Raw genomic sequence first — 15052 nt, forward strand, 5'->3', positions numbered from 1 at the left:
CCGACGTTCAGGGCAACCACTCGGGCTCCAGCACCATGATCGTGGGGCGCGAGGGCAGTTTCTGAAGGGACAGGTCGATTTCCGAAAGGCCCGTGCGGACGACCTCGAACTCGCCGCTCATGTCGGCAAGGAAGATGTCGAGCGAGGCGCCGGAAAACCAGTGCATCGGCATCACGATCGACGACCGCAGCCTGCGCACCACATCGGCCATCGCGGCCACATCCATCGTATAGCCGCCGTCGACCGGCACCATCACCACATCAAGCCGCCCGATTGCGGCAAACTGGTTGTCGTCGGGGATGTGATGCAGGTGGCCCAGATGGCCGATGCAAAGCCCCGCCGCCTCGAAGATGAAGATCGAATTGCCGTCGGGCCGCACCGCCCCGAACCGGCGCACGTCGGTGGGCACGTTGCGGATCAGCATCTCGCCTAGATCCAGCCGGTGCTCGGCCGCCCCGCCCAGATCGTCCCAGCCCTGAAGGACATGGGGAATGCGCGGATCGGGCCGGTCGGTCCAGTGGGTCCGATGGGCGTTGTTCATCGTGACCACATCGGGCACGAAATCCGTCGGCCCGATATATCCCTGGTAATCGGTGACGACCGTCACCCCGCCGGTGGTGCGGATCGCGAAGCTTGCATGGTCGAGATAGCGGATGCGAACGTGATCTTCGTCCAGCGGGTCCATGTAGGCGGCGGGGATCACGCGGTCGATGTCCCTGGCCAGCGCGATGCAATGGCTGGGGATACGGTCCTGCGCCATCGCGGGCAGCGCGGTCAGGCAAAGGGCAAGGGCGAAACGCAGCATCGGCAATCCTCCTTGACGGGAAGGATAGCGCGCCTGCGCAAATCGGAAAGCGCGAGGAGACCTGTTCGACGGAAAGTGATCGGCGGAAAGTGATCGGCGGCAAGCGGTGGTCGGGGCCGGTCAGGCCATGCCGATCTCGGTCCGGCCGCGCCGGTCGCCCCGGAGGTTGGCGTAAAGCACATGGTTGCGCCAGCGCCCGTTGATCTGAAGATAGGCCTGCGCCACGCCTTCGTACTTGAAGCCCGATTTTTCCAGCACCCCGCGCGAGGCCGCGTTTTCCGGCAGGCAGGCGGCCTCGATCCGGCTCAGGTCAAGCATGGTGAAGGCATGATGCACCACGGCGCGGATCGCCTCGCGCATGTAGCCCTGACGGGCGTGCTGTGCGCCCACCCAATACCCCAGGGTGCCCGCCTGAACCGGGCCGCGGCGGATGTTGTCCAGCGTGATCGCGCCAAGCAGCACCATGTCATCGCGCCGGAACATCATCAGCGGCATGGCGGTGCCCTGCGACCAGGCGCGGTTGGCCCAGTAGACCCGGTTGGTGAAGGCCTTGCGCGACAGGTGGTCATGCGACCAGACCGGTTCCCACGGGGTGAGGAAAGCGGCGCTTTGCTGGCGCAGGCTCATCCACTGCACGTAATCGGCGTGGATGGGCAGGCGCAGGGTCATCCTTTCCGTCTCGACCCTCAGCTTGCGCTTCAGGCCCAGCATCAGGCGGCAAGCCGCTTGCGGATGGTTTCCACATCGGGCGCTGCCCCGACCGGGCCATACAGCGCCAGCGCCGCCGGGGCGATGGTCAGCCCCGCGCCGAAGTCGCGCACCGCGCCGGTCGTCACCGCGTCGATCTTGCCCACGGTTTCATCGACATCCGGGATCCGGTCCCAGATCGCCAGAAGCCGGGCGTTCCGTTCGGCGCGCGACGACGGGCTTTCCAGACCCATCAGAAGCCCCGCCTTCAGTTGCGCGCGGGCGCGGGCAACCTCGGCCTCGGTCATGTCGGATGCGGCGCGCTTCATCTCGTCCGCGGTCAGATGCGTCAGATCGGCGATCTCGTCCTCGGAGGTCCCCGCATAGACGGTGATCTGCCCGGTATCGGCATAGGCCGCGGACTGGGCGAAGATCGAATAGCACAGGCCCCGTTCCTCGCGGATCTTCTGGAACAAGCGCGAGGACATCCCGCCCCCCATCGCCATCGAATAGACCTGCGCGGTAAAGACCGCGTCATCGCGATAGCCGGGCGCCTCGAAGGCCATTGCGAAATGCACCTGTTCCAGGTCCTTCACCTCGCGTCGCTCGCCCGGCGCAAAGCGGGCGGGTTCGACGGCGCGGCGGCCCACAGGGGCCAGCCCGCCGAAGATCGCGGTCGCCTGGGCCACGATGGCGTCATGGTCCACGCCGCCCGCCGCCGAAAGGATCATCTGGTCGGGGCCGTAATGTTCGCCAACGAACCGCAGGAAATCGTCCCGTTCAAATGCCGATACGCGGTCGGAAAGACCAAGGATCGTGCGCCCGAAAGATTGATCGGGATAGGAAACCTCGGTCAGCCAGTCAAAGATGATATCGTCGGGCGTATCCAGCGCCTGACCGATTTCCTGAAGGATCACGTGGCGTTCCACCTCGATTTCTTTCGGGTCGAAGATCGGGTTCAGCACGATGTCGGAAATCACGTCGATTGCCAGCGCCACGTCATCGGACAGCACCCGCGCGTAATAGGCGGTGGTTTCCTTCGATGTGTAGGCGTTGATGTAGCCGCCGACATCCTCGATCTCTTCGGCGATCTGAAGCGGCGTCCGGGTTTTCGTGCCCTTGAACGCCATGTGTTCCAGAAAATGCGCGATCCCGTTCTGTTCGGGGCGTTCATGCCGCCCGCCCGCCGCGATCCAGATCCCGACCGAGGCCGATTTCATCCGGGCCATCGTCTCGGTCACGATGCGCAAGCCGTTGGGAAGGGTGTGGATGCGGACGGTCAATGCCCGGTCCTTTCCAGCACCAGCGCCTTCAGCGCCTCAAGGTCATTGGGCACCCGGCTGACCCGTTCCGATCGGTCGAACAGATCGGCCATGCGCGCCGGCAGGGCAGGGCGCAGGCCGGTGGCCCGTTCCACCGCGTCGGGGAATTTCGCCGGATGGGCGGTGGCCAGCGTGATCATCGGGGTCGCGCCCAGATGGCCCTCGGCCACCTTCACGCCCACGGCGCTGTGCGGGCACAGAACCTCGCCCGTCTGGTCGCGCAGGCGGGTGATGGTGGCCAGCGTCTCGTCTTCCGAACAGCGACCGGAGGAGAAGATTTCGCGCAGGGTCTGCAAGGCGCCCTGGCTGATCGAGAAGCCGCCGGTCTTCAGCTCGTCCATCAGTTGCGCGATGGCCGCCCCGTCGCGCCCATAGGCATCGAACAACGCGCGTTCGAAGTTCGACGAGACCTGGATGTCCATCGACGGGCTGATCGAGGGCTTGACCCCGTCGGTGCGGTATTCGCCCCCCGACAGGGCGCGGTGCAGGATGTCATTCTGGTTGGTGGCGACCACCAGCCGGTCGATCGGCAGACCCATCTGCCGGGCGATGTAGCCCGCGAAGATATCGCCGAAATTGCCGGTTGGCACCGTGAAGCTGACAGTGCGATGCGGCGCGCCCAGGCTGACGGCGGAGGAGAAATAATAGACGACCTGCGCCAGAACCCGCGCCCAGTTGATGCTGTTCACGCCTGCCAGCCGCACACGATCGCGGAAGGCGAAATCGTTGAACATGTCCTTCAGCCGCGCCTGCGCGTCATCGAAGCTGCCGTCGATGGCCAATGCGTGCACGTTCGCCTCGGCCGGGGTGGTCATCTGGCGGCGCTGCACCTCGCTGACGCGGCCATGCGGGAACAGGATGAACACATCCACGTTCGACAGGCCCTTGAATGCCTCGATCGCGGCCGATCCGGTATCGCCCGAGGTGGCGCCGACGATGGTGATCCGTTCGCCGGTCTTTGCAAGCGCCGCCTGCATCAGCTGGCCGATCAGCTGCATGGCGAAGTCCTTGAAGGCCAGCGTCGGGCCGTGGAACAGCTCCAGCAGGAAGTGGTTCGGGCCAAGCTGGACAAGCGGCGCGCGCGCGGCATGGCCGAAACCGGCATAGGCCTTGGCGATCAGTCCGCGGAATTCGTCATCGGTGAAGGTGTCGCCGATGTAGGGGCGCATCACGCGGTAGGCGATGTCCTCATAGGACAGGCCGGCCAGGGCGGCGATCTCGGCCTTCGACATCTGCGGCACGGTTTCGGGAACATAAAGTCCGCCGTCGCGGGCAAGGCCCGTCATCATCGCTTCGCCGAAGGTCAGCGCCGGGGCCTGACCCCGGGTCGAGATATAGCGCATGGTGCCCCTGTCTCTCAGTGGTTCCGCTGTCTGATACGCCAGAGATACAGCGCTGTCATCCCCAGCCAGACGACGGCGAGCGAATACCAGGTGATCGCATAGTTCAAGTGGTCGTTGGGGATGCCCGAGGAATCGACCGGCATGGGTTCGATGCCGTCGCCCGTCTCGCTGCGGGCGATGATCAGGACGGGTTCGCTGTTCAGGGCGGTGGCCATCGCGGGCACGTCGCGGGCAAACCACAGGTTCCGCCCCAGGTCGGGGTCGGGGGTGTAGCTGTCCACCTCGTCGGGCCAGTGCAGGTTGCCGGTGACGGTCGCGGTCGTGGCGCTGCGCGGGTCCTTGCGCCGGGCCTCGGGGACGAACCCGCGATCCACCAGGATGCGGCGGCCGTCGTCGGTTTGCAGCACCTGGATCACGCGCACGCCCGCCCCGATCTGCTTGCGGCTCACCAGCACCTCGATCCCTTCGCCGGTGAAGCGGCCCGAGGCCGTCACGGGCAGGAAGGTGTCTTGCGCCGGGTCGGGAGTGGCGGGCAGCGCGACGGGGGCTGCGCCGATGCGGGCGTCGATCTGGTCGAGGATGCCGCGCTTCCATTCCAGTCGCTGCATCTGCCAGGTGCCAAGCCCGATCAGGATCGCGGCGCCCAGAAGGCCGAACAGAAGGAAGGGGATCATGCGTCGGGTCATGGGTGGTGCCTTTGGCAAAGGAAAAGCGCGCGCCTTGCGGCCCGCGCTTGCCCGAGGAAACGGCAGGCCGCCGGATGCCCGGCGACCCGGAGGGGCGTCACTGACCCCAGACGTAGATGGCAGCGAACAGGAACAGCCAGACGACGTCGACGAAGTGCCAGTACCAGGCGGCGGCCTCGAAGCCGACATGCTGTTCGGGGGTGAAATGCCCCTTCATCGCGCGGAACAGGCAGACCGCCAGGAAGATCGTCCCGATGATGACGTGGAAGCCGTGGAAGCCCGTCGCCATGAAGAAGGACGCGCCATAGATGTTGCCGGCAAAGCCGAAAGCGGCGTGGCTGTATTCGTAGGCCTGAAGCAGCGTGAAGATGAAGCCCAGCAGGATCGCCAGCGCCAGGCCGTTGATCAGGTCCTTGCGGTTGTTTTCATGCGCAAGAGCGTGGTGGGCCCAGGTCGCGGCCGCGCCCGAACACAGCAGGATCAGCGTGTTGATCAGCGGCAGGTGCCAGGGGTCGAAGGTTTCGATCCCCGCCGGCGGCCAGGGGCCATCGACCAGCGGGCTCGTCCCGTCGGGGTTCATCGGGTAGAGCGCGTGCTTGAAGAAGGTCCAGAACCAGGCCGAGAAGAACATCACCTCGGACATGATGAACAGGATGAAGCCATAGCGCAGGCCGATCCGCACCACGGGGGTGTGGTCGCCGGTCTGGCCTTCATGCACGACATCCGCCCACCAGGCATACATGACGTAAAGCACCAGCGCGAAGCCGATCAGGCCCAGCCAGGGGCCCGAGCCGTGCATCCAGATCGTGGCGCCGAACAGCATCAGGAAGGCGCCGACAGCCCCGAGGAAGGGCCAGATCGACGGTGGAAGAATGTGGTAATCGTGGTTCTTTGCGTGTGCCATGGTCCTCGGTTCCCTCGTTTCTTGTCAGTTCATGGCCGCCTTCGGGGTCGCGTCAAGCGCGGCCTGCTCGGCGGGAAGTTCGGTGCGGTGGAAGGTGTAGGAAAGGGTGATTTCCTTCACGAACTTACCTTCGCGGTCGTTCACGATTTCCGGATCGACATAGAAGGTGACGGGCATCGTCACCCGTTCGCCCGGTTGCAGCACCTGCTGTTCAAAGCAGAAGCAGTCTATCTTGGTGAAATAGCCGCCGGCCGCATATGGAAATACGTTGAAGCTGGCGGTGCCCGCGACCGGTTCGTCGGTGGGGTTATAGGCCTCGTAGAAGGCAAGACCGGTTTCGCCGATGCGGATGTCCATCGACACCTGCTGCGGCTTGAATTCCCAGGGCATCCCCGCCTCGCGCGAGGCGTCGAAGCTGACCTTGACGGTGCGTTCCAGGATCACGTCGGGCGCCGAGGCGGCCACCGACGTCGTGCCGCCAAAGCCGGTGACGCGGCAGAACCAGTCGTAGAAGGGCACGGCGGCGAAGGAAAGCGATCCCATCGTCACGACGACGGCGACCAGTTTCGCGGCGGTTTTACCTGTGTTGTTCATTGCGAGGCCTCCGGTGATGCGGGGGCGCCGGACGGCGTGGCAGGGACCATCTCGGGGCGCATGACGTGGTCGAAGCCCTGCATGGGATCGCCGCGCTGGACCTTGACCACGGTCAGCCCGAAGACGAGCGCCACGAAGCCGACCAGCAGCAGCCCGACGCCAAGATTGCGCCCGAAGCGGCGCTTGTGCATTTCGTGCTGTTCGCGAAAGGCCATGTTACCAGCCCCCCAGCCCGAACGGCACCAGCGCCATTTCCGCCAGCAGGGCAAGGAAATGACCGAAGAGATAAAGCAGCGAGAAGCGGAAGAACTTCTTTTCCACCGCGTAGCGGTCGGCCTGTGCGGCCTCTTCGTCGCGGCGCCAGATGCCCCAGGCGCCCCAGAGGAAGACGGCGTTCAGCGCGACCGCCACCGCCAGATAGACCGGCCCGCCGATCGACGTGAACGCGGTGGCCAGCGCGAAGGGCACCAGCGCGACCGTGTAAACGAGGATGTGGTTGCGGGTGACCCGGCGACCATGCGTCACGGTCAGCATCGGCACGCCCGCCTTTTCGTAATCCGAGTTCATGAAGAGCGCCAACGCCCAGAAATGCGGCGGCGTCCACATGAAGATCAAGAGGAACATCAGCACCGCCTCGATCGTGATGCTGCCGGTCGCGGCAACCCAGCCGATCATGGGCGGGAAGGCCCCGGCCGCGCCCCCGATGACGATGTTCTGCGGGGTCGAACGCTTCAGCCACATCGAATAGATGACGGCATAGAAGAAGATGGTGAAGGCCAGAAGGGCCGCGGCCAGCACGTTGGTGGCCAGCGCCAGCATCACGACCGAAATCCCCGACAGGGCCAGACCCAGCCCCAGTGCCTCGCCCGGCTGGACGCGACCCGAAGGGATCGGACGGTTCGAGGTGCGGCGCATCACCACGTCGATGTCGGCGTCCCACCACATGTTCAGCGCGCCCGACGCCCCAGCGCCAAGCGCGATGAACAGGATCGCGGCGAAGGCTTCGAGCGGGTGCAGCGAAACGGGTGCGACATAAAGTCCCACCAGCGCGGTGAAGACGACCAGCGACATGACGCGCGGCTTCAGAAGCTGCACGTAATCGCCGAATCCGGCGTCTCCAGTCTGCTCGTAGGCGCGGATGTCGCTCATCCGATGGCTCCCGTAGGGTGGCTTTCAGGGGCGCGGTAGCCGCGCCCCCGCAAGTATCGTGAAAAGAGGATCAGTTCGACTGTGCGAGCTGGATCGTCTGCGTCGCGCCCGGCGCGGTCAGGGCGTTGGCCAGTTCGTAATTGCCTTCCTTGGCGGCGGCGAGCCACTGGTCATAGACCTCGGGCGACACCGCCTTGACCGTAATCGGCATGTAGGCATGGTCCTTGCCGCAAAGCTCCGAACACTGGCCGAAGAAGATGCCTTCCTGTTCGACGTTGAACCACAGCTGCGCCAGACGGCCCGGCACCGCGTCCTGCTTCACGCCGAAGGCCGGAATGGTCCAGGCGTGGATCACGTCGGCGGCGGTCACCTGCATCACGATGGTCTTGCCGGTGGGCACGACGACGGCGGTATCGGTCGCCAGCAGGTAGAGGCTTTCGTCATAGCCGTTGGCAGCCAGATCTTCCTTCGCCAGAAGGAAGGAATCGAAGGCCACGTCCTCGCCCACGTATTCATAGCCCCAGTACCACTGGTAGCCCGTCACCTTGATGGTGATGTCGGCGGCGGGGATTTCCTGCTGCTTGAACAGCACCGGCAGCGAGAACGAGCCGATGAACACCAGGATCAGGATCGGGATCACGGTCCAGGTGATTTCCAGCGGCGAGTTGTGCGTGAACCGGGCCGGGGTGGGGTTGGCGCGGCGGTTGAAGCGGACGATCGAATAGATCATCAGCGCCGCGACGAAGATCGAGATCACCGTGATGATGATCAGGATCATGTGGTCAAGATCCTGAAGCTCGCGGGCGAGTTCCGTCGCCGCAGGCTGGAAGTCATGCCCCTTTTCGATGGGGGCGCCAACCACTTCGAGCGATTGACCGAAAGCCGCACCGCCCATGAGCGCCGCCGCTGCCGCGGTGAGAGTGCCTAGATGTCGCATGTCCGTTTCCCGTACGATGTGCGGCGTTTTGCGCCACTTTATCAGCCCCGCCCCGCAAGGAGGCAGAATCCCATTGTTTCCAGTGCCGTTGAAACCATATTAGGCGTCGGACGACAAGCGAAACCGTTGCGGCATAGTGGCGCCGTTTGACCTAGATCAAGGACATGCTGCATGGCAGAAACAGCTTTCCGCCCTTTCGAGTCTTCGCTGGATGAGGCGACAGCGCTGAAAATCCTGCGCGAGGCCACCCTTGGGGCCGAGGATGGCGAACTGTTCCTGGAGCGCCGCCGGTCCGAAGCCCTGGTGCTGGACGACGGTCGCGTGAAGACGGCCAGCTACGATGCATCCGAAGGGTTCGGCCTGCGTGCGGTGAAAGGCGAGGTCGCGGGCTACGCCCATTCCACCGAGATCAGCGAACGCGCGTTGCGCCGCGCCGCCGAAACGGCGCGCCTTGCGGTGGGTGACGGCGGCGGCGTTCTGGCCCCGCCGCCGAAGGGCACGAATCTGCGGCTTTATACCGATGCCGATCCGATGCTCGATGCCTCCTTCGCTGGCAAGATCGACCTGCTGCGCGAAATCGACGCCTTCACCCGCGCGCTGGATCCGCGCGTGGTCCAGGTGTCGGCCACGCTCAGCGCCGGGTTGCAGGAGGTGGAAATCCTGCGCCCCGAAGGCCTGCGCCTGGCCGATGTGCGGCCGATGGCGCGGCTCAATGTCTCGGTCATCGTGGAACAGGACGGGCGGCGGGAAAGCGGCGGGCATGGCGGGGGGGGGCGCTTTGGCCTGGCCGCGCTGATGGAACCCGCGTTCTGGCAGGACGCCGCGCGCGAGGCGCTGCGTGTCGCGCTGGTGAACCTTCAGGCCGTGCCCGCGCCCGCAGGCGTGATGGATGTGGTCCTTGGCCCCGGCTGGCCCGGCATCCTTTTGCACGAGGCGATCGGTCACGGGCTGGAGGGTGACTTCAACCGCAAGCAAACGTCGGCCTTTGCCGGGCTGATGGGCCAGCGGATCGCGGCGCCGGGCGTGACGGTGCTGGATGACGGCACGATCCCCGACCGGCGCGGATCGATCAGCGTGGACGACGAGGGCACGCCCTCGGGGCGGAACGTGCTGATCGAGGACGGGATCCTTGTGGGCTACATGCAGGATCGCCAGAACGCGCGCCTCATGGGGGTGGCGGCGACCGGCAACGGACGGCGCGAAAGCTTTGCCCATATCCCGATGCCGCGGATGACGAACACCTACATGCTGGGTGGCGATGCCGATCCGGCGGCGATCCTGGCGGACCTGAAGGACGGGATCTATGCCGTGGGCTTCGGTGGCGGTCAGGTGGACATCACCAACGGCAAGTTCGTATTCAGCTGCACCGAGGCTTATCGGGTGCAGAACGGCCGCGTGGGCGCGCCGGTCAAGGGCGCGACGCTGATCGGCGACGGGGCGACCGCGCTGAAGCAGATCCGCGCTATCGGCAATGACATGCGGATGGACCCGGGCATCGGCAACTGCGGCAAGGCCGGTCAGTGGGTGCCGGTGGGCGTGGGCCAGCCGACGCTGATGATCGGCGGGCTGACGGTGGGCGGTTCGGCCGCCTGACGGGGTTGCCTGTGGGAACTGCCTGACGGGGGTTCCCTGACAGGGGCCGAATCCCGCGGCGCAGGGTTCAGGCCAGGATGAAATCCGAGGCCCGCAGATCATCGACCCATGTGAATTCGACCATCATGTCGGTCGCCCCGTCCCCGTTGCGGTCGATCCTCAGGTGGGTGCCGTCAAAGAAGGCCGAGGCGCGGCCGTTCCCCGTGTGGGTCAGGTCGGTGATCCGCATGGCGCCGAAGGCGGTCAGGTCGATCCGGTCCTGTCCGGGCACGAACCCCTCGACAAGGTCGATCGTGCCGTTGGTCCTGCCGCTGTCTCCGGGTGTGAAGACCAGCGTATCGGCGGCGGCGCGGTCTTCCCAAAGGTAGATGCCATCCGCGCCCGCGCCCCCGTCCAGCCGGTCCGGCCCTTCGCCGCCGTACAAAGAGTCGCGGCCATCCCCGCCGGAAAGGCTGTCGGCCCCGTCGCTGCCGATCAGGCTGTCGTTCCCGGCCTGTCCGCGGATCCGGTCGTTTCCGTCGCCGCCATAGACAAGGTCGTTGCCCAACCCGCCTGCGATCCGGTCTGCCCCTTCGTCGCCGTGCAGCGTGTCGGCCCCGGCATCGCCCCACATCGCATCGTTGCCGGTCCCGCCGCCCAGGCTGTCGTCGCCGCCACCGCCCCGGATCCGGTCGGCCCCGCTTTCGCCCCAGATGCGGTCATTGCCGCCCGCGCCGCGTATCTTGTCCCTTCCGTCGCCGCCTCCGGCAAGGTCATTGCCCGCGCCCAGAAGGATCAGGTCGTTGCCAAGATCGGCCCAGACACTGTCGGCCCCGCCCCCGGCGATGTAGGTTTCGTTGCGCGCGGCGGCAAAGACGTTGCTGTAGGACCGGCCCACCAGTTCCTCGGCCGCGTCGCTGCCATAGACCATCGTGCGGCCGTTCAGGAAATAGTTCAGCCAGCCCGCCACATCAGCGGCGCGTTCGTTGTCGTTGCCGTCCTCGTTGTAATAGCGCCCGTTCTGGATGCGAAAGCCGTAGTGATAGATCGCGTCGGCCACGGTATCGGCAAAGTTCCGGCCCATGAATTCCAGCCGCCCGCCGTCATTCTGCAGGTTGTGATAACCGGTTTCCTGATCGCCCTCGTCATTGCCGTGGCCGATGTAGAAATCCCGCCAGAGCGCGGCGTTCCGGCGTTCCCACAGCGCATCCGAAATCGTGCGCATGTCGCCTGCCGTCAGCACGCCGTCACGGTTCACGCCGGTCTGTTCGATGATCCGGATCAGCACGCGGTTCAACAGTTGGGCCGCCTCGATCCCCTCGCGGAAGTCGCGATCGGAAACATTCGCACGCAGGCCGGGATCGGCCCGAAGGCCGGCGATCAGTCGGGAAAGCGGAAGCCGGGCCATGAAACCCCTCGTTGCAGGCAGGTGCGCGTTGCCTGACGGTCAGCTTAGCGCGGAATACGGGCGAAAATGTGAACAGGACACCAGGAAACGTATCCCACACCGGACCGTCCGGCAGCGGGAAAGGTGGCCAGACGCGCCACATCGCGACTGCAGGACTGCCTGACCGTGCCGGACGGAATCACAGCTTGGGGTTGCGCGCAACCGACGCGTCCGGGGGGCTGCGGCCGGTCGGCGATCCTTTGCCGGAAGGGCGTGCGCGCGAACGGATTTCCGCCGATGCTGCCGCGTCAGAAGCGGTTCAGCGCCCCCACTTGCCCTTGAGCGCATCGGCGAACGGGTTCGAAGCGCCGCCCGCATTGCCGGTTTTCGGCTTTGCCGTCATCGGGCCTGCCGCGCCGCGACGGCCCGTTTCGGGCTTCGGGGTGGCGGCGCGGTCGCGCGCCGTCTCGCGCGCGGCGGAGGTGTCGGATTTCATCGAAAGCCCGATGCGCTTGCGGGGCACGTCGACCTCGACCACGCGCACCTTCACCACGTCGCCCGCCTTCACCACGTCATGCGGGTTCGAAACGAAACGGTCGGCAAGCTGGCTGACATGGACAAGGCCATCCTGATGCACGCCGATGTCGACGAAGGCGCCGAAGGCCGCGACATTCGTCACCGTGCCTTCCAGCATCATGCCGGGCTTCAGGTCGGTGATCTCGTTCACGCCTTCGGCGAAGGTGGCGGTCCTGAAGCTGGGGCGCGGGTCGCGGCCCGGTTTTTCCAGTTCGGCCAGGATGTCGCGCACGGTGGGCAGGCCGAAGCGGTCGTCGATGAACTGGCGCGGGTCCAGCCGTTGCAGGGTGGCGGTATCGCCCATCAGCGACCGGATGTCCCGCCCGCTGGCCGCAACGATACGCCGGGCCACGTCATAGGCTTCGGGGTGGACGGACGAGGCATCCAGCGGCTCTTTCCCGCCGGAGATCCGCAGGAAGCCCGCCGCCTGTTCAAAGGCCTTGGGGCCAAGCCGCGCGACCTTCAGCAACTCGCGCCGCGTGGCGAACGGCCCGTTGGCATCACGATGCGCCACGATCGCCTCGGCCAGACCGGGGCCCACGCCCGACACCCGCGCCAGAAGCGGCGCCGAGGCGGTGTTCAGGTCCACACCCACGGCGTTCACCGCATCCTCGACCACCGCATCCAGCGATTTCGCCAGCCGGTGCTGGTCGACGTCATGCTGATACTGGCCGACGCCGATGGATTTCGGCTCGATCTTCACCAGTTCGGCCAGCGGGTCCTGCAGGCGGCGCGCGATGCTGACCGCGCCACGCAGGGAAACATCCAGATCGGGAAACTCGCGCGCGGCGGTTTCCGACGCCGAATAGACCGAGGCGCCGGCCTCGCTCACGATCACCTTGACGGGTTTTTCCGCGCCTGCGGGCAGGTGGGCCAAAAGGTCGGCCACCATCTTTTCCGTCTCGCGGCTGGCGGTGCCGTTGCCGATGGCGATCAGCTTCACGCCGTGCTGCCCGATCAGGCGGGCAAGCGCCACCTGTGCGCCGCGCAGGTCGTTCTTGGGCTGGAACGGATAGACGGTATCGGTCGCCAGAACCTTGCCCGTGGCATCGACCACCGCGACCTTCACCCCCGTCCGGATGCCCGGGTCCAGCCCCATCGTGGCCTTGCCGCCCGCCGGCGCGGCCAGAAGCAGGTCCTTCAGGTTGCGGGCAAAGACGGCGATCGCCTCGGCTTCGGCGCGGTCGCGCAGGTCGGCCATCAGGTCCAGCGTCAGCGAGGTGCGGATCTTCACGCGCCAGGCCCAGCTTGCCGCCTCACGCAGCCACTGGTCGCCCTTGCCCGCGCCGCCCGCCTGAAGGGCGGCACCGCAGGCCCGTTCGGCGGGGCTTTCGCCGCGCGGCGCGTCCGCGTCGATCGCAAGGTCAACCGACAGGACGCCTTCGTTCCGGCCGCGCAGCATGGCCAGCACCCGGTGGCTGGGGGCGGTGCCATAGGCTTCGGCATGGTCGAAGTAGTCCGCGAATTTCGCGCCCTCGGCCTCTTTGCCCTCGACCACTTTTGCGGTGAGCCGGCCCGCCTTGCGCATGTGATCGCGCAGGCGGCCCAGAAGATCGGCGTTTTCGGCCAGCCCTTCGGCGATGATGTCGCGCGCGCCTTCCAATGCGGCCTTGGCATCGGGCACGGTCTCGGTGACGTAACCTGCGGCCAGGGTCGCGGGATCGGCGGCGCGGTCGGCAAGGATCGCCTCGGCCAGCGGGCCAAGACCGTTTTCGCGCGCGATCATCGCGCGGGTGCGGCGTTTGGGCTTGTAAGGAAGGTAGAGGTCTTCGAGTTCCGCCTTGGTCGAGGCCCCCGCGATCGCGCGGGCCAGATCATCCGTCATCTTGCCCTGTTCGGAGATGGATGCCGCGATCGTCGCGCGCCGCGCCTCCATCTCGCGCAGATAGGTCAGGCGATCGGCCAGCGTGCGCAACTGCGTGTCGTCAAGGCCGCCCGTCACCTCCTTGCGGTAGCGCGCGATGAAGGGAACCGTCGCGCCTTCGTCCAGCAGGCCCACGGCCGCGCCCACCTGCGCCGGGCTGGCCCCGATTTCCGTGGCGATGCTGCGGGCAATGCGGGCGGCGATCTGGGCGGCGATCTGGGTGCTGGTCTGCGGGGCGGCGTCGGTCATGCGAATCCTCGAACTCGTGGGAGGCATGACCATAAGCCCGCGTCCGCCCAAGGCAAGATGAACCGCGCCGGGTTTGCCGGAGGCTCCAACTCCTGAGTAGGATGGAGCATCACGAGTTGAAGGATCGTGCGAAAAGGGTATGTGTTGGGCAGGTCGCCGTCGCGTGCCCGGGCAGGCCTCTGGACAAGGAGCACCGAATGTCGAAGACCCTCGAAGAAATCCTCGGCCTGGCGCGGGCCACCGGCTGGGATGACATGCCCACGGATCATGCCGACCTGATCGGCACCACCTTTGCCAAGAACAGCATTGACCGGGCGGCTGTTCCATTCCTCTATGGACTGACACGGGCGATATCACCGCGCCGGGCGATCGAGGTCGGGCTGGGGAGTGGCGCTTCGGCCACGACCTTTGCCTTGGCCGCCCGTCCGACCCTGGCCGCCTACGACATCATGGATCCCTACCAGTCCAGCGGCTTCGGCGACCGAGGGCTGAACGCGCTCCGCAAGGCCCTGGCTGACAGCGCATGTGCACTCGATTTCCACGAGGAAATGTCACATGTCGTCCTTCCGCGCCTGCTGGCGGCTGGCAAGCGCTACGACTATGCCATGATCGACGCCTCGCACAAGTTCGATGCGACCCTGATCGAGGTCTTCTATATCGACCTGATGCTGGTGACCGGGGGCATCATGGTTCTGGACGATCGTGCCTGGCCCATGGTGGGCGCGGTGATCGAATTCATGAAGACGAACTATGCGCATCTGACGGTCGACACCTCGGATGCCCGCCTGACCGTGGTCCAGAAGATCGGGCCGGACCGGCGCAAATGGTTCGACTACTGGCACTTTGACCCTCCGCGGTCCGCGCAGATGGAGGCCAAGATCGAGGAATACCGTCGGGCCAGCGCCGCCAAGCCGGGCTCGTGAGGCCAGCCGCCTTCCCCGCGCCCCCGCTTGATCGTGGCCAAGGTGCGAAACCTG

The 15052-nt window shown here is 66.0% G+C and carries 14 protein-coding genes; 2 read left to right on the plus strand and 12 right to left on the minus strand.

Annotation, left to right across the window (positions count from 1 at the left end):
- Positions 1-7 precede the first annotated feature (7 nt).
- The 10 genes from E7811_RS14100 to coxB form a co-directional block, all read right to left on the minus strand.
- Complete coding sequence (locus E7811_RS14100; RefSeq protein ID WP_136395313.1) at positions 8-805, minus strand: MBL fold metallo-hydrolase; 798 nt, start codon at positions 803-805, stop codon at positions 8-10.
- Between the two features lie 120 nt (positions 806-925).
- On the minus strand, positions 926-1516 hold the full coding sequence (locus E7811_RS14105) for a GNAT family N-acetyltransferase (RefSeq protein ID WP_136395314.1): 591 nt from the start codon (positions 1514-1516) through the stop codon (positions 926-928).
- The gene (locus E7811_RS14110; protein ID WP_136395315.1) at positions 1516-2775 is read right to left on the minus strand and encodes a M16 family metallopeptidase; all 1260 of its coding nucleotides are present in this window, start codon (positions 2773-2775) and stop codon (positions 1516-1518) included. The genes E7811_RS14105 and E7811_RS14110 overlap by 1 nt, the downstream gene beginning before the upstream one ends.
- Entirely contained in the window at positions 2772-4157 is a 1386-nt protein-coding gene (thrC, locus tag E7811_RS14115) for a threonine synthase (RefSeq protein WP_136395316.1), read from the minus strand. The genes E7811_RS14110 and thrC overlap by 4 nt, the downstream gene beginning before the upstream one ends.
- 14 nt (positions 4158-4171) lie before the next feature.
- A complete protein-coding gene (locus E7811_RS14120) occupies positions 4172-4843 on the minus strand; it encodes an SURF1 family protein (RefSeq protein ID WP_136395317.1) in 672 nt (223 codons plus the stop codon).
- A gap of 97 nt (positions 4844-4940) precedes the next feature.
- Positions 4941-5747, minus strand: a complete 807-nt coding sequence (locus tag E7811_RS14125) for a cytochrome c oxidase subunit 3 (protein ID WP_136395318.1) — start codon at positions 5745-5747, stop codon at positions 4941-4943.
- Between the two features lie 24 nt (positions 5748-5771).
- Complete coding sequence (locus tag E7811_RS14130; protein WP_136395319.1) at positions 5772-6341, minus strand: cytochrome c oxidase assembly protein; 570 nt, start codon at positions 6339-6341, stop codon at positions 5772-5774.
- Positions 6338-6556, minus strand: coding sequence for a hypothetical protein (locus E7811_RS14135; RefSeq protein ID WP_136395320.1), 219 nt, complete (start codon positions 6554-6556; stop codon positions 6338-6340). The genes E7811_RS14130 and E7811_RS14135 overlap by 4 nt, the downstream gene beginning before the upstream one ends.
- A gap of 1 nt (position 6557) precedes the next feature.
- Positions 6558-7490: a heme o synthase gene (cyoE, locus tag E7811_RS14140; protein ID WP_136395321.1), complete on the minus strand. Its 933-nt coding sequence runs from the start codon at positions 7488-7490 to the stop codon at positions 6558-6560.
- Between the two features lie 70 nt (positions 7491-7560).
- Positions 7561-8427 (minus strand): cytochrome c oxidase subunit II, encoded by an 867-nt coding sequence (gene coxB / locus E7811_RS14145; protein WP_136395322.1) that lies wholly within the window; start codon positions 8425-8427, stop codon positions 7561-7563.
- A gap of 171 nt (positions 8428-8598) precedes the next feature.
- Between coxB and tldD the strand changes: the two genes are divergently transcribed.
- Complete coding sequence (gene tldD / locus E7811_RS14150) at positions 8599-10020, plus strand: metalloprotease TldD (RefSeq protein WP_136395323.1); 1422 nt, start codon at positions 8599-8601, stop codon at positions 10018-10020.
- Positions 10021-10087: 67 nt separating this feature from the next.
- Here tldD and E7811_RS18360 read toward each other — a convergent pair whose 3' ends face one another.
- Both E7811_RS18360 and E7811_RS14160 read right to left on the minus strand, forming a co-directional pair.
- Positions 10088-11407 (minus strand): calcium-binding protein, encoded by a 1320-nt coding sequence (locus tag E7811_RS18360; RefSeq protein WP_136395324.1) that lies wholly within the window; start codon positions 11405-11407, stop codon positions 10088-10090.
- Between the two features lie 298 nt (positions 11408-11705).
- Positions 11706-14075 (minus strand): Tex family protein, encoded by a 2370-nt coding sequence (locus E7811_RS14160; RefSeq protein ID WP_136395325.1) that lies wholly within the window; start codon positions 14073-14075, stop codon positions 11706-11708.
- A 197-nt stretch (positions 14076-14272) separates the two neighbouring features.
- Between E7811_RS14160 and E7811_RS14165 the strand changes: the two genes are divergently transcribed.
- Entirely contained in the window at positions 14273-14998 is a 726-nt protein-coding gene (locus E7811_RS14165) for a class I SAM-dependent methyltransferase (RefSeq protein WP_168733039.1), read from the plus strand.
- Positions 14999-15052 lie beyond the last annotated feature (54 nt).

The organism is Aliigemmobacter aestuarii, from assembly GCF_004799285.1.
Classification (GTDB): Bacteria; Pseudomonadota; Alphaproteobacteria; order Rhodobacterales; family Rhodobacteraceae; genus Aliigemmobacter; species Aliigemmobacter aestuarii.